Below are 17,083 nucleotides of genomic sequence, written 5' to 3'. Positions count from 1 at the left end.
TCGCTCTCGCGGCGGGCCCGTCCGGTGGTGCGGGTGGGGAGACTACTCGGCGGTCTCGGCGACGACGTCGCCCGACGCCGGCGTCTCGTCCTCGTCGCCCAGGTCCTGCTCGACCTCGGCGGTGACGTTGACGACCAGCACGTCGGCCTCGGTGACGAGGGTCGCGCCGTCGGGCAGCACGACGTCGCCGGCGGCGATCTGGGTGCCGGCCTCGAGGCCCTCGACCGAGATGACGATGTTCTGCGGGATCTTGGTCGCGTCGACCTCGAGCGAGAGCGTGTTGGCGTCGATCGACACGAGGGTGCCGGGAGCGGCCTCGCCCTCGACGTGCACGGGGATGTCGACCGAGACCTTCTCGCCGAGCTTGATGACCACGAGGTCGATGTGCTCGATGATCTGGCGCACCGGGTCGCGCTGGATGTCCTTGACCAGGGTGGTCTGGGGGGTGCCGTCGATGTCGAGCTCGAGGATCGCGTTCGCCTTGCGGGTCAGCAGCAGGACCTGGTGGCCCGGCAGCGTGACGTGCTGGGGCTCGGTGCCGTGGCCGTAGAGGACCGCGGGGATCTTGTCCTGGGCGCGGATCTTGCGCGCCGCTCCCTTGCCGAACGAGGTGCGGAGCTCCGCGACGACCTTGTTGGTGAGTTCAGCCATGATGTTCTCCTTGGGCGGCGCGCACGCCACCGGATCGGGGTCGTGGCCGAGGCCACGGACGGGGTTTCGACTCGAACGCATGTCAGCGTGAGGAAAAGTCCGCGGCGCCCCTCTCGGGGCCTCGCCTGCTTCCACCGCGTCGATCACGGATGCGTGGTGCATCCCTCGCCGAAGTTCAGCTGCCCACCCTACCGGCCGATCCCCTCCTCCGCCACCCGCGGAGCCCTGCCAAGAAGCGGTCAGGAGCACGGGAGGCGGTCAGGAGCACTCGTTAGCGTTCGGGCCATGACTGACGACGACTTCGGCTCCTACGTGGAGAAGAACGGGTTCCACCGCGACACGAACTACATCCCCACTCGGATCACCGCCGACGGCAGCGACGGCTTCCCCGTCGAGGCGGGCCGCTACCGGCTCGTGGTCTCGCGGGCCTGCCCGTGGGCGAACCGCGCCGTGATCGTCCGGCGCCTGCTCGGACTCGAGGACGCCCTCTCGATGGGCATCTGCGGTCCGACCCACGACAAGCGCAGCTGGACGTTCGACATCGATCCCGGCGGCGTCGATCCGGTGCTGGGCATCCCGCGCCTGCAGGACGCGTTCCTGAAGCGCTTCCCCGACTACCCGCGCGGCATCACCGTGCCGGCGATCGTCGACATCCCCTCCGGCGAGGTCGTCACCAACGACTACCCGCGGATGACCCTCGACTTCTCGACCGAGTGGACCGCGTTCCACCGCGACGGAGCGCCGGAGCTCTACCCGGACCACCTCCGCGACGAGATCGACGAGGTGGCCGAGCTGGTCTTCCAGGACGTCAACAACGGCGTCTACAAGTGCGGGTTCGCGGGGTCGCAGAAGTCGTACGAGCGCGCCTACGACGCGCTCTGGGCTCGCCTCGACTGGCTCGAGGAGCGCCTCGCCACGCAGCGCTACCTGGTCGGCGACACCATCACCGAGGCGGATGTGCGCCTGTTCACGACGCTGGCCCGCTTCGACGCCGTCTACTACAGCCACTTCAAGGCGAACCGGAACCTGCTCTCGGCGATGCCCGCGCTCTGGGCCTACGCGCGCGATCTGTTCGCGACTCCGGGCTTCGGGGACACCATCGACTTCACCCACATCAAGTCGCACTACTACGAGGTGCAGCGCGACATCAATCCGACCGGAGTGGTCCCGAAGGGCCCGATCTGTCGGGCTGGCGCGTCCCCTCGCACCGCGACGAGCTGGGCGGCCGCCCGTTCGGCGACGGCACCCCGCCGCCGCCGCCGATCCCCGCGGAGCGCGTGCCGACCGACCACACCGTCTGAGCGGCCGCGCACGGCCGTGAATCCGGGCCGCGACCGATGTGCAGTCGCGGACCCGGGCTCCCGGAGGGGTGCTTCGGTACCCTGGGCGCGTCCCTGAACGCGTACGTCGAGGAGAACCGTGTCTGACAAGCCCACCGCCACAGCCAACATCGGAGTCGTCGGTCTGGCGGTGATGGGCTCGAACCTGGCCCGCAACCTCGCCAGCCGCGAGGGCAACACCGTGGCCGTCTTCAACCGCTCCTACGGTCGCACCGAGACGCTGATCACCGAGCACCCCGAGGCCGGCTTCGTCGCCTCGGAGACGATCGAGGACTTCGCCGCCTCGCTCGCCACTCCGCGGACCGCGATCATCATGGTCCAGGCCGGCCGCGGCACCGACGCCGTCATCGACCAGCTGACGAAGGTCTTCGAGCCCGGCGACATCATCGTCGACGGCGGCAACGCGCTCTTCACCGACACCATCCGCCGCGAAGGCGGTCCGCGAGACCGGCATCCACTTCGTCGGCACCGGCATCTCGGGCGGCGAGGAGGGCGCGCTCAAGGGCCCGTCGATCATGCCCGGCGGCTCGGTCGAGTCGTACAAGACGCTCGGACCGATCCTCTCCTCGATCGCGGCGGTCGCCGAGGGCGAGCCCTGCGTCACCCACATCGGCACCGACGGCGCCGGCCACTTCGTCAAGATGATCCACAACGGCATCGAGTACGCCGACATGCAGCTCATCGCCGAGGCCTACGACCTCCTCCGCACGGTCGGCGGCCACGAGCCCGCCGCCATCGCCGAGGTCTTCGACGCGTGGAACAAGGGCGACCTCGAGTCGTACCTGATCGAGATCACCGCCGAGGTGCTCCGCCAGGTCGACGCCGAGACCGGCTCGCCGTTCATCGACGTCGTCCTCGACCAGGCCGGCTCCAAGGGCACCGGCGTCTGGACCGTGCAGAACGCGCTGGACCTGGGCGTGCCCGTCGGCGGCATCGCCGAGGCCGTCTTCGCCCGCGCGGTCTCGTCGAAGCCGGAGCAGCGCGCCGCGGTGCAGAACCGCGTCACGTCGCGTCCGACCCCGGTCGCGCTCTACGACGGCTTCGAGGACGACGTCCGCGCCGCCCTCTACGCCTCGAAGGTCGTCGCCTACTCGCAGGGCTTCGACGCGATCATCGCCGGTGCCGAGAAGTACGGCTGGGAGATCGACAAGGGCGCCGTCGCGAAGATCTGGCGCGCGGCTGCATCATCCGCGCGCAGTTCCTCAACCGCATCGTCGACGCCTACGCCGAGAACGCGGGCATCACGACGCTCCTCGAGGACCCGTACTTCGCCGAGGCCGTCGCGAACGGCGAGGCCGCCTGGCGCCGCATCGTCTCGACCGCCGCGCTCTCGGGCGTGCCGATCCCCGGCTTCGGCGCCGCGCTGTCCTACTACGACTCGCTCGCCTCGAAGCGCCTCCCCGCCGCCCTCGTCCAGGGCCAGCGCGACTTCTTCGGCGCGCACACCTACCAGCGCGTCGACAAGCAGGGCACCTTCCACACGCTGTGGTCGGGCGACCGCTCCGAGGTCGAGCAGGACCCGTCGACGCACTGACCCCCTGACACGCCGGAGCGCCCCGCACCTCGATCCTCGGATCGGCGCGGGGGCGCTCTGTCGTTCAGCGGTTCAGCGCAGCCAGACCGTGGTCTCAGGAGGCAGGACGCCGTCCGTCAGAGGTCCGCTCGCCAGCAGCACCTCTCCGGCGGGGAGGTCGACCGGGACCGCGCCCAGGTTCGTCGCCGAGCGCCAGCCGTTCGGGCGTGCGAAGTGCAGCACATCGGCTCCGGAGTCGAGCCACTCGAGCTGCTCGCCGGACTGCAGCTCGTGCCGCAGCGCGAGCGCCCGGCGGTAGAGCGCGAGCGTCGACTCCTCATCGCGCTCCTGCGCCTGGACGGAGGAGTCCGCGAACCACTCCGGCTGCGGCAGGTGCGCGCCGCCGGAACCGAAGCCCAGCGACTCGCCCGTCTCCGCCCAGGGCAGGGGCACGCGGCAGCCGTCGCGGCCGACGTCGGTGCCGCCGCTGCGGAAGAACGTGGGGTCCTGGCGCTCGCATCCGGGATCGCGGGCACCTCGTGCAGACCCAGTTCCTCGCCCTGGTAGAGGTAGGCGGACCCGGGCAGCGCGAGCAGCAGGAGCGTCGCGGCGCGGGCTCGGCGCAGACCCCGCTCGGCGTCCAGCTGGGGCTCCACTCCCCGCTGAGCAGCCACTGCTTCGCGGGGCGGTCGGAGCGTCCCCGCGGGCCGGCAGCCCGTAGCGCGTCGCGTGACGCACCACGTCGTGGTTCGAGAGCACCCAGGTCGTCGAGGAGCCCGACTCGGCGGCGAGCGCGAGGTTGAACGAGATCAGCCGGCGGAACTCCTCCGCATCGAAGTCGGCCTCCAGCAGGTCGAAGTTGAACGCCTGGCCCAGGCCCTCCGGGCTCGCGTACCGGGCGCGGCGCGACGCGTCGACCCAGGCCTCGGCGACGGCGGTGCGCGGCGGGTCGTAGGAGTCGAACAGCGCGCGCCACTCGGCGTAGACCTCGTGGACCTCGTCGCGGTCCCAGAACGGGTGCGAGCCGTCGAGGCGCTGCTCCTGGATCTCGGCGGCCGCGGGGAGCGGCTCGCTGAGGTCCTTCACGAGCGAGTGCGCCACGTCGATCCGGAAGCCGTCGACCCCGCGGTCGGACCAGAAGCGGAGGGTGTCGAGGAAGTCGTCGCGGATCTCGCGGTTCGCCCAGTTCCAGTCGGGCTGCTCCTTCGCGAAGAGGTGCAGGTACCACTGGCCGTCGCCCACCGGCTCCCAGGCCGACCCGCCGAACACCGACTCCCAGTCGCTGGGCGGGAGGGAGCCGTCGGTGCCGCGGCCGTCGCGGAAGACGTAGCGCTCGCGCTCGGGCGAGCCCTTCGGTGCCGCGAGCGCCTCCTGGAACCAGGGGTGCAGATCGGAGGAGTGATTCGGCACGATGTCGACGATCACGCGGATGCCCGACTCGTGCAGCCGCCGCGTCATCTCGTCGAACTCGGCGAGGGTCCCGATCCGCGGATCGACGTCGCGGTAGTCCGCCACGTCGTACCCGCCGTCGGCCAGCGCCGACGGGTAGAAGGGCTCAGCCACACCGCGTCGATCCCGAGCTCGCGGAGGTAGGGGATGCGCGCGATGATCCCCTTCAGGTCGCCGATCCCGTCCCCGTCCGCGTCCGCGAAGCTCCGCGGGTACACCTGGTACACCGCCGCCTGCCGCCACCACTGCGCGTCCTGCGCCGTGCCGCTCCTGGTGAGCAAGGTCTCCGTCATGCCGTTCCTTCCGTTCGTTGTGTCGTGTCGGTTGCGCCCGCCGTCTGGCGGACGTGGATCTCGATACGCCCGCTCCGCGGGCTACTCGATCAGCAGAGGTGGGCCCCCGCTCCTGAGCAGCTGCTCGTGCGCAGCACGGCCCCTCCCCCCTCGGCTCGTGCGCAGCACGGCCCCTCCCCCTCGGCTCGTGCGCAGCACGGCCCTCTCCGCGCCTCCAGCAGAGGTCGCGGGTCTCGGGGTGGTGAGCTGCAAGGCGGAGGAGGGAAGGCGTAGCGGAGCTACGACGACCGACGACAACGCCGCAGATCGCCGCTCCGAGGCCCGCGATATCTGCTTGATCGCCCCCTGAGTCACGCCGGACATGACCCAGCGCTGGGTGAAGAGGTAGACGATGATCGCCGGCGCCATGGCCATCAGGTAGGAGGCGAAGGCGACGTTGTAGTCGTTGCTGAACTGCGTCTGGAAGATGCTCTGGAGCACCGGCAGCGTCTGCAGCGAGGGGTCGGACGTGATGAGCGAGGGCATCATGAAGTCGTTCCAGGAGGCGAGGAAGGCGAAGATGCCGACCGTGGCGCTCATGGGGGCGAGCAGCGGGAACACCAGTCGCCAGAAGACCTGGTTCGTGGTCGCTCCGTCGAGCCGTGCGCTCTCCTCGAGCTCCTCGGGCAGCGAGCGGAGGAACGCGGTGAACAGCATGACGCTGAACGAGAGCTGGAACATGATGTGCAGGATCGCGACGCCGATCGGGTTGTCGAGGCCGACGAGTCCGGTCAGCGAGACCTGCGAGAGCGCGAGGACGGGGAACGGCAGGAACATCGCGGCGAGCAGGTAGAAGAACGAGAAGCGGTAGAACCTCCTGCTCCAGTTGCGCGAGATCGCGTAGGCGGCGAGGGCGCTGAGCACGATGGTGCCGCCGACGGTGATCGCGGTGACGAGCAGCGAGATCGCGAAACCGCGGGGGAAGTCGGTGAGGGTCCACGCCTGCACGAAGCCGTCGATCGAGATCGGGGCGGGGATCGAGAAGGCGTTGCCGTCCACGGCCTGAGCGGTGGTCTTGAACGCCATGGTCACGGTGACCCAGAGCGGAGCGACGACCGTCAACGCGCAGATCGCCAGGACGATCGTGAGCAGGAGGTTCGAGCGGCTCCGGCGGCCACCGCGTCGGGCGTCCGCGTCGGCGGCGGGGCGGGTGCCGGGCAGCGCCGGCGAGAGGGGGACCTGGCTGGTCATCAGAAGGCCGCCTTTCCGCGCGAGATGCGCAGTTGCACGAGCGCGATCACGAGCGCGATGAGGAAGAAGATCGTGGCGTTGGCCATCTGGTAGGCGTAGTCGCCGCTGGTGAAGCCCGAGAAGATCGTCATCGCGACGCTGCGGGTCGAGGTGCCCGGTCCGCCGTTGGTGAGGCCGACGATGATGTCGTACGAGTTGAGGAAGTTCTTGAAGCCGATGACGAGGTTGATGACCACGTAGCCGGCGACGAGCGGCAGCGTGATGGAGCGCAACTGCCCCACGTCGAGGCCCCGTCGAGCGACGCGGCCTCGTAGACGTCGCCGGGGATCGAGAGGACGCCCGCGATGTAGATCAGCAGGGCGGAAGGGACCGACTGCCAGGCGGTGACGATCACGATCGCGAGCCACGCGAGGTTCGGGTCGGCGAGCATGCTGCTCGCGAGCGGCGTGAATCCGATCGACGCGGCGAAGCCCGGCAGCGAGTTCGAGAAGAGGAAGTTGAAGACGAACGCGATGATGATGCCCGAGACGACCATCGGCAGCACGAAGACGGCGCGGAGGGCGACCTTGCCCCGGATCTGCGTGGTGAGGGCGATGGCGAGCAGGAACGCGATCACGTTGACCAGGAGCACCGTCATCAGCGCCAGAGCGACCGTGAATCCGTAGGACGCCGCGATCGCCGGATCCGAGAACAGCGCCACGTAGTTCGTGAAGCCGATGAAGGTCCACTCCCGAAGCCGATGGAGTCGGTGAAGCTGAAGAAGATGCCCATCAGCGCGGGCAGGGTGATCGCGAGCGTGAAGAGGATCAGCGCGGGGAGCAGGAAGAGCGGGAGCGTGAGGTCCCGGCGCCGCTTCGGCGTGGTGCGCGCGACGGCGTGGGCAGCGACGGGGCGCCGCTCCTCCGTCCGTGCGGGGAGGGTGGTGGCCATGGTGTCTCGTCTCTGAGAGTGGTCGGCGGGAGGAGGGGGATCAGGAGCGGAACGCGATGCGCGCCCAGTCGGCGTCGATGGTGCGCAGCGTCGACTGCGGGTCGGAGCCGAGCACCATGCCCTGCACGTAGTTCTGCAACGGGATGTTCTGCGGCACCAGCTGCGAGGCGCCGAGGCTGAACGCGGCGCGGTCGTAGAACTCCTGCAGCTCGACGAGGGTGGGCTGGGTCACGGCCGGGGCGTCGGTCGTCACTCCGAACGCGTTGTTGTCGGCGTTGTAGGCGTCGATGATCTCGGGCCGCATCAGGAACGCGAGGAACTCGCGCGCCGCCTCCTTCTTGGTGGAGGCCTCCGGGATCCAGAGGGCGAGGTCGACGTTGACGCGACGCGGCGGTCCTCGGGGTCGTCCGTCATCGGCAGCGGGAAGGCTCCGACCGAGAGGTCGGGGGCCGTCTTCGCGATCTCGCTCAGCGCCCACGGCCCCTGGAAGTACATCGCGGCCTCGCCGTTCGAGAACGCGAGGTTCCCGTCTCCGTAGGCACGGCTGGCCGCATCGGGGTTCGAGTACGCGGCGATCTGCAGCATCTGCTCCATCGGCGCGGCGAGGTCCTTCTGGAACGAGACCGGCGACCCGGGTCCGACGTCCGGGCCCTGCTCCTTCAGCTGCGAGAAGAACGACTCGAGGTCGACGGTGCCGCCGACGGAGTAGTCGAAGAGGCCCTGCGAGACCGTCCACGGGTCCTTGTAGGTGCTGTAGAGCGGAGTGATGCCCGCGGCCTGCAGCGCGTCGCAGACCGCGAGGAACTCCGTCCAGGTCGTCGGCACCTCGAGCCCCTGCTGGGCGAAGATGTCGCGGTTGTAGAGCACGGCCGACATCATCAGCGAGTACGGCAGCACGCTGGTCCGGTCCGGGTACGACGCGGTCTGCTCGATCAGCGGCTGCAGCGCCGGGTTGATGCGCTCCGCCTCCGGCATGTCCGACAGATCGCTGAACGCCCCCCGCTCGACGAAGCGCGCGACCTCGAAGTTGTAGTTGAGGCAGCCGAGGTCCGGCGGGTTGGTCCGCACGAAGCCTGCCGAGAGGTTGGAGGAGAAGTCGTGGACGACCCGCACGCGCGACTGCGCGGCGTGGAACTTCTCGATCACCTCGTCGAAGTAGCCGATGACCTCGGGCTTGGACTGGTGGAACACGATCTCGGTCGCACCTCGGGCGCCCGAGGGGGACGCGCACGCGGCGAGACCGAGCGCCGCGGCGCCCGCTCACTGCGGCGGTGAGGAGGGTCCGTCGGCGCAGGCCGCCGCTGGGTGGGGTGGTGAGGGGCGTCGTCGTCTCCCGGTCTGGCAGGTGGATCTGGCGGGGATAAGTTGCTTCGTCGACTAAATCTGAGAAGAAAATCTAGTACGCGATGTACTGTTGCAGCCGATCCCGCTCGGGTCAAGAGGGAGGCGGAACCGATGTCCGAGAACGTGTTCTCGTTCCAGCGCCGGCGCAACGCCCTCGAGATCCTGCAGGGCGCGTGGAGCGGCGAGCCGATGACGGCGTCCGATCTGATCGAGCGCACCGGGCTCACGCGGTCGACCGTGATCGCGGTCTGCGACGACCTCATCGAGCTCGGCTGGCTCGAGGAGCTCGAGAACCAGCGCGCTGCGGGCGACTACGTCAAGGGCCGCCCCGCCCGCCGCTACGCGCTGCGGCGCGAGGCGGGCGTGATCGTGGGGGTCGACGCCGGTCAGCACAGCGTCGGCGTCGACGTCGCGGACCTCCTCGGCGACTCGATCGCGCACCGCGTCGAGCCGGTCGAGCACGAGCCCGTCGAGGAGCTCCCGCACGAGCGGCGCCTCGCCGACATCGAGCGGATCCTCGACCGCACACTCCAGCAGGCGGGAGTGGCCGATGCCGGGGTGCTGGCGATCACCTTCGGCGTCCCGGCACCGGTCGACGCCGACGGCCGCTCCCCGCCGACGACAACGGCTTCTGGAGCGCGATGAACCCCGGTCTCGCCGACCGCTTCGCCGATCGGGGCTGGCGCCCGGTGGTCGACAACGATGCCAACCTCGCGGCCCTCGCCGAGGGCTGGCGGGGTGCGGCCGTCGGATGCTCCGACTATCTGACCCTGCTCTCGGGCGAGCGCCTGGGCGGCGGTGTCGTCCTCGGCGGCACGCTGCTCCGCGGCGCCCGGGGCCTCACCGGCGAGATGCGCTACCTCGACCTGGTCGAGGGGGTCGGCTCGGCAGAGGGCGTCGCCGCGCTCGCCCGGACCTGGGCGCAGGAGGCCCTCGCTACCGAGGACCGCGCGCCCTCGCTCCTGGATGCGGCGCCGCTCCCGGGCGCCGAGCAGGTGCTGGCCGCCGCGGCCGCCGGGGACGCCCTCGCCCTCGAGATCGTCGATCGGCTCGCCGTCCGCCTGACGAGCGTCGCCGCGACCCTCGCCAACCTGCTGGACGTCTCGCTCCTCGTGGTCGGCGGGGCTCTCGCCGAGTCGGCCGGCCCACTGCTGGCAGACGTCTCGGAGCGCATCGCGCCCCTCGTCCACGCCCCCGCGCCCCGGATCGTCCCCTCGACACTGGGCGACCGCGCCGTCGCGCTCGGCGCCGTCCGAGCGGGTCTGGACCGCGTCCGCGCGGATCCGCTCGCCCTCCGCCTGGCTGCCGCCTCGATCGACACCGCGGCCGCACCGCTCTGAGCTCGGGGCGCCGACGGGACTTCAGCGCCGGAACGCCCGCACGATCAGCAGCACCGCGAGCAGCACCGCCACCGCCGCCGCCGTCGCGGTCGGCAGCGCGAGCAGCAGCACCAGCGCGCCGACCGCCGACACCACCGCCGACCAGCTGCGCAGCTCGGCCTGGTCGATCCGGCGCAGGAGGAGCACCAGGAGGCCGGCGCCGACCGCGAACGCGAGCAGCGCATCCGCGTCGAGGATCACGACCGAGAGCACCGAGACCAGGCAGACGAGCAGCTGGGGAGCGACCGGCGCGCCCGTCCTGGCGCTGATGCCCGCGAGAGGACCGGGGATCTCGCCGGCGCGCACCAGTCGCACGAGGGCGCTCGCGTCGCGCCGGAGCAGCACGACGAGCGCGAGGACGCACGCGAGCACGGCGGCGATCGCCACGAGCGGCTGGGCCGCGGTCCCCGCCGCGGCCGCCAGCAGAGGGGTGGGCGTCGCGGCGAGGGCCGCGGGGCCGACGAGCAGCAGGAGCCCCGCACCGAGGGCGCTCGCGGCGAGAGCGACGGCGCCCGTCGTCACGAGTGCCGACCGGAGGCGCACGCGCACGCCGGAGGAGCCGGTGCGACGAGGAACAGGGCGTACGCCGCGGCGGTGGTCGCCCCCTCCGCACCGCCGATCACCGTGTCGGCCGGAGGGACCACGGGCGGGGTGACGAGCACCGTCACGGCCGCCGCGGTCAGCAGGAGGAGGACCAGCAGTCCGAGCACCCGCGCGAGCGCCGGCCGCACCACGCCGCCGCGCAGGACGAAGACCGTGACCGCGACCAGGAGGAGCACCGCCGCGGGACGCGCGGCGGCCCCGAGGACGTGGTCAGCCGCCGTGAGGGCGAGGGCGGAGGCACCGAGCGCTCGGCCCGCGAGCGCGAGCCACTCCCCGTGGGGCCGTCGTGCACCTCGCGACCGGAGTCGGCGATCGCCCCGATCACGGTCAGCGCGGCCGCGATGCCGATCCCGAGCAGCAGCCACCAGCCGGCCTCGAGCGCCGCGGGCGAGAGGACGAGGAACACTCCCGCGAGCGCGATCGCGCCGACGGGCTCCGCGGGACGCAGCGCATGCCGCTCACCGGTCTCGCGTCGCTCGGGCACCCGCTCACCCTAGGCCAGCACCCCTCGTGCGGGGGTTCTCCCGGTGGACACCGATTCGCGTGTCGCCCGGACCGCGCCCGCGGAGCGGCTCGAAGACCTCGTCCGCAGGGCGAACGTGCACGCCACACTGGCGGTCGCACGCCCGAGGACGGCACGCCTCACCCGACCACCGGCACGGCTCGGAGGCGCACGCCCAACTCGACCGGTCGGCGCGGCCCGGAGGCGTCGGCTGCAAGGCGGAGGAGGAAGCGATACCGGCGGTATCGCGCCCGACGACAACGCCGCAGACGGCGCCTCCGGGGCTGCCGGCGCGGCTCGGAGGTGTCGTCTGCAAGGCGGAGGAAGAAGCGATACCGGCGGTATCGCGCCCGGGGACAACGCCGCGGACGGCGCCTCCTGAGCCGTGCCGGGCTAGGCGTCGCCGTCGAACATGGAGGTGACGGAACCATCGTCGAAGACCTCGTGGATCGCGCGCGCCAGCGGCGGCGCGATCGGGAGGATCGTCAGGCGGTCCCACTTCTTCTCCTCCGGCAGCGGGAGGGTGTCGGTGACGACGACGGAGTCGATGAACTCGGAGCTGAGGAGCTCGCGCGCCGGGTCCGAGAACACCGCGTGGGTCGCGGCGACGACGACGCCGATCGCTCCGGCGTTCTTCAGCGCCTCGGCGGCCTTCGCGATGGTGCGGCCGGTGTCGATGAGGTCGTCGACGAGGAGGCAGACGCGGCCCTCCACCTCGCCGACGATCTCGTGCACGGAGACCTGGTTGGCGACCTTGGGGTCGCGGCGCTTGTGGATGATCGCGAGCGGCACGCCGAGCTTGTCGCTCCAGATGTCGGCGACGCGGACGCGGCCCATGTCGGGCGAGACGACCGTGAGGGTCGAGGGGTCGAGCTTCTCGCGGAAGTGCTCGAGCAGCACAGGCATGGCGAAGAGGTGGTCGACGGGGCCGTCGAAGAAGCCCTGGATCTGCGCGGCGTGCAGGTCGACCGACATGATGCGGTCGGCTCCGGCGGCCTTGAACAGGTCGGCGACGAGGCGGGCCGAGATCGGCTCGCGGCCGCGGCCCTTTTTGTCCTGGCGGGCGTAGGGGTAGAACGGCGCGACGACCGTGATCCGCTTCGCCGAGGCGCGCTTGAGCGCGTCGACCATGATGAGCTGCTCCATGAGCCACTCGTTGATCGGCGAGGTGTGCGACTGGAGCACGAACACGTCGCCTCCGCGCACGGATTCGCCGTAGCGCACGTACAGCTCGCCGTTGGCGAAGGTGCGCCCCTCGGTGGTCACGAGCTCGGTGCCCAGCTCGTCGGCGACCGCTTCCGCCAGTGCCGGATGCGCCCTCCCCGAGACGAGGACCAGGCTCTTCTTGTTGCTGGCGGTGATGCCCGTCACTGTTCTCCGCTTCCTCCGGTCGGCTGGTCCGAGCCCTCGGGCTCGAGCACCCGGGCGGCCTCGGCGGCGGTCGCCGCCGCGGTCCTGGGTCGGTGGGTCTGCACCCAACCGGCCATGTTGCGCTGCGGAGCGACGGTGATGCCGAGGGCTCCGGCCGGGATGTCCTTGCGGACGACCGTTCCAGCACCCGTGTACGCTCCGTCCCCGATTCTAACGGGGGCGACGAAGACGTTGTGCGACCCGGCGCGCACGTGCGACCCGACCACGGACGACGCCTTGGTCACTCCGTCGTAGTTGGCGAAGATCGAGCCCGCGCCGATGTTCGACTCCTCGCCGATGGTCGCGTCGCCGACGTACGAGAGGTGCGGCACCTTCGATCCGGCTCCGATGACGGCGTTCTTCGTCTCGACGTACGTGCCGATCTTGCCCTTCGCGCCCAGCACGGTGCCGGGGCGGAGGAAGGAGAACGGCCCGACCTGGGCACCCGCGCCGATCACGGCGAGGGTGGCGTCCGAGCGCTTCACGACGGCGTCCTCGCCGATCTCGCAGGAGTCGAGGGTCGTGTCGGGGCCGATGATCGCGCCCGTCGCGATGACGGTCGGTCCCTTGATCTGCGTGCCGGGCAGGATCTCGACGTCGGGCGCGAGGACCGCGTCCACGTCGATCCAGGTCGTCGCCGGGTCCTGGATCGTGACGCCCTCGAGCTGCCAGCGGCGGACGATGCGGGCGTTCAGCTCGACGGCCGCGTCCGAGAGCTGCGCGCGGTCGTTGATGCCGGCGACGAGCCACCGGTCCTGCACGGGCACGGCCTCGATCGCGCGGCCGGCGGCCTTGAGCGCGGCCGCGGCGTCGGTGAGGTACATCTCCCGCTGCGCGTTGTCCGTGCCGATGCCGCCGATGACGGCTCGGAGGGCCGCGGCGTCGAAGGCGTAGACGCCGGCGTTGATCTCGGCGATGGCGAGCTGGTCGGCGTCGGCGTCCTTCTGCTCGACGATGGAGGCGAAGCCGCCGTCCTCGCCGCGGACGATCCGGCCGAAGCCGGTCGGGTCCTCGAACACGCACGAGAGCATCGTCAGGGCGTTCGCCGCGCCGAGGTGCGCGTCGACCAGGCGGCGCAGGGTCGGCGCGTCCAGGAGCGGCACGTCGGCGCTGAGGACCACGACGGTCCCGGCGAAGTCGGCGGGCAGAGCGGCGAGACCGAGCTCGACGGCGCGTCCCGTGCCCGGCACCTCGTCCTGGTCGACGACGAGCGCCGCGGGCGTGTGCTCGAGCACCGCCTCCGCGACGCGCTCGCGCTCGTGGCGCACGACGGTGACGACGTGCCCGGCCTCGAGCGAGGCCGCGGTGTCGAGGACGTGGCCGAGCAGCGGCCGTCCGGCCAGGCGGTGCAGCACCTTGGGTGTGCGGGACTTCATGCGGGTGCCCTGGCCTGCGGCCAGGATCACGACCGCGAGCGTGCTGTCGATGATCGCGTCTCCTCTTCGGCGGGCGCACCGGGACCGGTGCACCCTCGTCTTCCCCGCTCCGCCACCAGGATTCGAACCTGGACCGGACAGCTCCAAAGGCTGCCGTGCTGCCGTTACACCATGGCGGACCGCGCTCGCGCGCGTCGTCCATCCTGCCATCCGGCCGGGACCCCCACAGAACTCCGGAGCCGCCCGTTCACGACTCCCGGGGCGGACCCTCGCAGCCCGCACCCGCCACAATGGAGGGGTGAGCGCGAACGACGAGGTCGACGGCATCGTCGACGCCTGGGTGAGGGAACGACCCGATCTGGACTTCACGCCGCTGCAGGTCTTCTCCCGCATGCGGCGGCTGGCCAAGCAGCTCGAGCGCGCCCGCGGGATCGCCTTCGGCCGCTCGGAGCTCGAGACGTGGGAGTTCGACGTGCTGTCGGCGCTGCGCCGCGCCGGCGCCCCCTACCGCCTCTCCCCCAAGCAGCTGCTGCAGGCGACCATGGTCACCAGCGGCACCATGACCAACCGCATCGACCGCCTCGTCGAGCGCGAGCTGGTCGAGCGCCTCGACGACCCCAACGACGGACGCGGCGTCCTCGTCCAGATGACGCCGTCCGGGCTCGCGCGCGTGGACGCCGCGATCACCCGGCTGGTCGACGCCGAGCAGGAGCTGCTGGGCGCGCTGACGCACGCGCAGCAGGAGCGGCTGGCGCAGCTGCTCCGCAAGCTCTCGCTCGACTTCGGCTGAGGACGGGCCCGCCCCGGCTCAGCCCTCCAGCTGCTCCGAGAGCTCCAGCCAGCGCAGCTCGAGTTCGGCGGTCTCGTCCTCGTAGCCCCGGAGCGTCGCGTTGAGCGCCAGGATGCCGTCGTAGTCGTCCTGGTCGTGGGTCGCCATCTTCTCGTGCACCGTCTTCGCCAGCTGGGTCAGCTTGTGCAGGCGCCGGTCGATCGCCGACACCTCCTTCTCGGCGGTGCGCCGCTCGGCGCCACCGAGCCCCGAGGGTGCTGCGGAGGGGGACGAGGTCAGCGCCGCCGGCCCCGCCTTCTCGAGCGCGCGGCGCAGCTCCAGGTACTGCTCCACGCCTCCCGGCAGGTGCCGGAACGCCCCCTCGAGCACCGCGTACTGCTGATCGGTGACCCGCTCGAGCAGGTACCGGTCGTGCGAGACGACGAGCAGCGTGCCCGGCCAGGAGTCGAGCAGGTCCTCGATCGCCGCGAGCATGTCGGTGTCGAGATCGTTGGTCGGCTCGTCGAGGATCAGCACGTTCGGCTCGCTCAGCAGGATCAGCAGGAGCTGGAGGCGCCGGCGCTGACCTCCCGAGAGGTCCTTCACCGGCGTCGACAGCTGCGCGCTCGAGAAGCCGAGGCGCTCGAGCAGCTGCCCCGGCGTCATGTCCTTGCCGCCGATGGAGTAGCTGGTGCGCTGCTGCGCGATGATCTCGCGGACGGGCTGGTCCTGCACCTCCGTGAGCTCGCGCAGCTGCTGGTCGAGGATCGCGACGCGCACCGTGGTGCCGCGCTTCACCTTCCCGCTCGTGGGCTCGACGCTGCCGGCCACCAGGCCCAGGAGGGTCGACTTGCCCGCGCCGTTGACGCCGAGGATGCCGGTGCGCTCGCCGGGCGCGATCCGCCACTCGATGCGGTTGAGCACCGTCCGCTCGCCGTAGCGCACGGTCACGTCCAGCAGGTCGACGACGTCCTTGCCCAGTCGCGAGACCGCGAGCTGCGACAGCGAGACGGAGTCGCGCACGGGCGGCTCGTCCTCGATCAGCTGGTTGGCCGCGTCGATGCGGAACTTGGGCTTCGCGGTGCGGGCGGGGCTCCGCGGCGCAGCCACGCGAGCTCCTTCTTCATCAGGTTCTGGCGCTTGGCCTCCATGGTGGAGGCCATGCGGTCGCGCTCGACGCGCTGCAGGATGTAGGCCGCGTAGCCACCCTCGAAGGGCTCGACGATGCGGTCGTGCACCTCCCACGTGGCGGTGCAGATCTCGTCGAGGAACCAGCGGTCGTGGGTCACGACGGCGAGGCCGCCGGAGGCCGTGGCCCAGCGGCGCTTGAGGTGCTCGGCGAGCCAGGCGATGCCCTCGACGTCGAGGTGGTTGGTGGGCTCGTCGAGGAAGACCACGTCCCAGTCGCCGACGAGGAGCTTCGCGAGGGCGACCCGGCGGCGCTGGCCTCCCGAGAGCGAGCCGACGACTCCGTCCCACGGAACGTCGCGCAGGAGACCGGCGATCACGTCGCGGGTGCGCGCGTCGCCCGCCCACTCGTGCTCCTCGAGCCCGCCGACGACCGCCTGGGCGACCGTGAGCTCCTCGTCGACCGTGTCGGCCTGGTCGAGCATGCCGAGCGTGACGCCGCGGCGGTGCGTGACGCGCCCCGCGTCCGGTTCGATGCGCTGCGCGAGCAGGCGCAGGAGGGTCGACTTGCCGTCGCCGTTGCGGCCGACGATGCCGATGCGGTCGCCCTCCTCGATGCCGAGCGAGACGTCGTCGAAGATGACCCGCGTGGGGTACTCGAGTCGCAGCGCCTCAGCGCCCAGGAGATGTGCCATAGGGATCGATTTTACGGGGCTCCGGAGCGGCCCGGCCGACCGCCAGGCGACGGTGATCGTCCTGAGGTGCCAGCCGGTGGCTCCGTCGGGAGCCGGCGGCGCCTCGTCCGAGGTCTGGGTGAGCCCCTCGGAGTCGGTGGCCCGCACGAGCAGGACGTGATCGCCGGGCAGGGCCTCCCACTCGTAGACCCACTGGATCCACGTGTCGGCGGTGACCGCCTCGGCCAGGCGAGCGCTCCTGCCACACTCCCCGTCGACCTGCACCTCGACCTTCGAGATGCCGGTGTGCGGAGCCCACGCGACTCCGGCGACCGCGACCGTGCCCGCGGCGACCGCCTGACCCTGGCGCGGCACGTCGATCCGCGACTCGACCTTGATCGGGCCGCGCTCCGTCCAGCCGCGCGTCGACCAGTAGGCCACGTCGTCGGCGAACGTCGTCACCTTCAGCTCGGTGACCCACTTGGTCGCGGA

The 17,083-nt window shown here is 71.3% G+C and carries 11 protein-coding genes, 1 tRNA gene and 6 pseudogenes; 5 read left to right on the top strand and 13 right to left on the bottom strand.

What is annotated here, in order from left to right; genetic code table 11:
- Window positions 1-42 precede the first annotated feature (42 nt).
- On the bottom strand, window positions 43-651 hold the full coding sequence (locus AC0CII_RS23595) for a 50S ribosomal protein L25/general stress protein Ctc (protein ID WP_465226269.1): 609 nt from the start codon (window positions 649-651) through the stop codon (window positions 43-45).
- A gap of 285 nt (window positions 652-936) precedes the next feature.
- Between AC0CII_RS23595 and AC0CII_RS23590 the strand changes: the two are divergent.
- Both AC0CII_RS23590 and gndA read left to right on the top strand, forming a co-directional pair.
- A pseudogene (locus AC0CII_RS23590) lies at window positions 937-1,952 on the top strand (glutathione S-transferase family protein).
- A gap of 172 nt (window positions 1,953-2,124) precedes the next feature.
- Window positions 2,125-3,525 (top strand): annotated as a pseudogene (gndA, locus tag AC0CII_RS23585) (NADP-dependent phosphogluconate dehydrogenase).
- A 72-nt stretch (window positions 3,526-3,597) separates the two neighbouring features.
- Here the strand turns inward: gndA and AC0CII_RS23580 are convergent.
- The 5 genes and pseudogenes from AC0CII_RS23580 to AC0CII_RS23560 form a co-directional block, all read right to left on the bottom strand.
- Window positions 3,598-5,246 (bottom strand): annotated as a pseudogene (locus AC0CII_RS23580) (glycoside hydrolase family 13 protein).
- A 333-nt stretch (window positions 5,247-5,579) separates the two neighbouring features.
- Window positions 5,580-6,476: pseudogene (locus AC0CII_RS23575) on the bottom strand (carbohydrate ABC transporter permease); the annotation flags it as partial.
- Window positions 6,476-7,406: pseudogene (locus AC0CII_RS23570) on the bottom strand (carbohydrate ABC transporter permease). The pseudogenes AC0CII_RS23575 and AC0CII_RS23570, both read right to left, overlap by 1 nt.
- A 40-nt stretch (window positions 7,407-7,446) precedes the next feature.
- Complete coding sequence (locus tag AC0CII_RS23565) at window positions 7,447-7,710, bottom strand: hypothetical protein (RefSeq protein ID WP_465230764.1); 264 nt, start codon at window positions 7,708-7,710, stop codon at window positions 7,447-7,449.
- On the bottom strand, window positions 7,710-8,597 hold the full coding sequence (locus AC0CII_RS23560) for an ABC transporter substrate-binding protein (protein ID WP_465230763.1): 888 nt from the start codon (window positions 8,595-8,597) through the stop codon (window positions 7,710-7,712). Before AC0CII_RS23560 ends, AC0CII_RS23565 begins: the two co-directional genes overlap by 1 nt.
- Window positions 8,598-8,861: 264 nt before the next feature.
- Here AC0CII_RS23560 and AC0CII_RS23555 point away from each other — a divergent pair, with 264 nt between their 5' ends.
- Together AC0CII_RS23555 and AC0CII_RS23550 are read left to right on the top strand one after the other, a co-directional pair.
- Entirely contained in the window at window positions 8,862-9,395 is a 534-nt protein-coding gene (locus AC0CII_RS23555) for a helix-turn-helix domain-containing protein (RefSeq protein WP_465230762.1), read from the top strand.
- Complete coding sequence (locus tag AC0CII_RS23550; RefSeq protein ID WP_465230761.1) at window positions 9,392-10,090, top strand: ROK family protein; 699 nt, start codon at window positions 9,392-9,394, stop codon at window positions 10,088-10,090. The genes AC0CII_RS23555 and AC0CII_RS23550 overlap by 4 nt, the downstream gene beginning before the upstream one ends.
- A 21-nt stretch (window positions 10,091-10,111) precedes the next feature.
- On the opposite strand, the gene AC0CII_RS23545 is transcribed toward AC0CII_RS23550, so the two are convergent.
- The 6 genes from AC0CII_RS23545 to AC0CII_RS23520 all read right to left on the bottom strand — a co-directional run bounded on the left by AC0CII_RS23545 (window position 10,112) and on the right by AC0CII_RS23520 (window position 14,199).
- Entirely contained in the window at window positions 10,112-10,651 is a 540-nt protein-coding gene (locus AC0CII_RS23545; protein ID WP_465230760.1) for a hypothetical protein, read from the bottom strand.
- A complete protein-coding gene (locus AC0CII_RS23540; protein ID WP_465230759.1) occupies window positions 10,648-10,839 on the bottom strand; it encodes a hypothetical protein in 192 nt (63 codons plus the stop codon). The genes AC0CII_RS23545 and AC0CII_RS23540 overlap by 4 nt, the downstream gene beginning before the upstream one ends.
- Window positions 10,809-11,216 carry a hypothetical protein gene (locus AC0CII_RS23535; protein WP_465230758.1) on the bottom strand — a complete coding sequence of 136 codons (408 nt, stop codon included), beginning with the start codon at window positions 11,214-11,216 and terminating at the stop codon, window positions 10,809-10,811. Before AC0CII_RS23535 ends, AC0CII_RS23540 begins: the two co-directional genes overlap by 31 nt.
- Window positions 11,217-11,627: 411 nt before the next feature.
- Window positions 11,628-12,605: a ribose-phosphate diphosphokinase gene (locus tag AC0CII_RS23530; protein WP_465230757.1), complete on the bottom strand. Its 978-nt coding sequence runs from the start codon at window positions 12,603-12,605 to the stop codon at window positions 11,628-11,630.
- Window positions 12,602-14,074: a bifunctional UDP-N-acetylglucosamine diphosphorylase/glucosamine-1-phosphate N-acetyltransferase GlmU gene (gene glmU / locus AC0CII_RS23525; protein WP_465231073.1), complete on the bottom strand. Its 1,473-nt coding sequence runs from the start codon at window positions 14,072-14,074 to the stop codon at window positions 12,602-12,604. Before glmU ends, AC0CII_RS23530 begins: the two co-directional genes overlap by 4 nt.
- Before the next feature lie 53 nt (window positions 14,075-14,127).
- A tRNA-Gln gene (locus AC0CII_RS23520) sits at window positions 14,128-14,199 on the bottom strand.
- Between the two features lie 119 nt (window positions 14,200-14,318).
- Between AC0CII_RS23520 and AC0CII_RS23515 the strand changes: the two genes are divergently transcribed.
- The gene (locus AC0CII_RS23515) at window positions 14,319-14,810 is read left to right on the top strand and encodes a MarR family winged helix-turn-helix transcriptional regulator (protein WP_251945203.1); all 492 of its coding nucleotides are present in this window, start codon (window positions 14,319-14,321) and stop codon (window positions 14,808-14,810) included.
- Between the two features lie 18 nt (window positions 14,811-14,828).
- Here AC0CII_RS23515 and AC0CII_RS23510 read toward each other — a convergent pair.
- Window positions 14,829-16,612 (bottom strand): annotated as a pseudogene (locus tag AC0CII_RS23510) (ABC-F family ATP-binding cassette domain-containing protein).
- Between the last annotated feature and the right edge of the window lie 471 nt (window positions 16,613-17,083).

The sequence above is a fragment of the Rathayibacter sp. AC182 genome (assembly GCF_979253875.1).
This window is presented reverse-complemented; position numbering and strand designations above follow the sequence as displayed.

Excerpts from the sequence above, each read along its gene's own strand:
- AC0CII_RS23555 (WP_465230762.1), top strand. The coding sequence starts at position 8,862 with ATGTCCGAGAACGTGTTCTCGTTCCAGCGCCGGCGCAACGCCCTCGAG.
- AC0CII_RS23595 (WP_465226269.1), bottom strand. The coding sequence starts at position 651 with ATGGCTGAACTCACCAACAAGGTCGTCGCGGAGCTCCGCACCTCGTTC.
- AC0CII_RS23550 (WP_465230761.1), top strand. The coding sequence starts at position 9,392 with ATGAACCCCGGTCTCGCCGACCGCTTCGCCGATCGGGGCTGGCGCCCG.
- AC0CII_RS23565 (WP_465230764.1), bottom strand. The coding sequence starts at position 7,710 with ATGCGGCCCGAGATCATCGACGCCTACAACGCCGACAACAACGCGTTC.